Below are 501 nucleotides of genomic sequence, written 5' to 3'. Positions count from 1 at the left end.
CGCCGCGGCGCTGTCGGCGCAGCTGCGGCTGGTGCTGCTGGCGCTGGCCCGGCTGCGCGCCGAGCGGCCCGAGGCCGCCATCCCGGCGGCGCCGGAGCTGCTGCTCTTCGCCCGCTTCCGCGCGCTGGTCGAGCAATGGTACCGCGAGGATCGCGGGCTGGAGGAGTATCGCCGCGCCCTCGGCCTGTCGGAGAAGAAGCTGGCGGCGCTGTGCCGCGCCCATGCCGGGCGCAGTCCGCTGCAGCTGATCCATGCCCGCAAGCTGGTCGAGGCGCGGCGCAGCCTGCGCTACGGCACCCAGTCGGTGGCGGAGATCGCCTATGCTCTGGGCTTCCGCGACCCGGCCTATTTCTCCCGCTTCTACCGCCGGCTGACCGGGGAGGCGCCACGCCGGCCGCGCGGCGGCGCCACGCCACCGGGCTGAGGCCGCGGCCGCGCGTCGCGCACAATTCAACCGGCTGGCGCGCTGGTGAAGCGACAGGCCGGGGGGCGCCCCCAAGA

Annotated in this window: 1 protein-coding gene; it reads left to right on the top strand. The window is 75.8% G+C overall.

The features are described 5' to 3' along the window. The coding region (locus HMPREF0731_RS22950; protein ID WP_007006676.1) for a helix-turn-helix domain-containing protein at nt 1–424 on the top strand (424 nt) is incomplete at its 5' end. Nucleotides 425–501: the final 77 nt, after the last annotated feature.

Source organism: Pseudoroseomonas cervicalis ATCC 49957, from assembly GCF_000164635.1.
Taxonomy (GTDB): Bacteria; Pseudomonadota; Alphaproteobacteria; order Acetobacterales; family Acetobacteraceae; genus Pseudoroseomonas; species Pseudoroseomonas cervicalis.
Note: the sequence above shows the minus strand (reverse complement) of the source record. Positions and strands in the feature narration are given on the sequence as shown.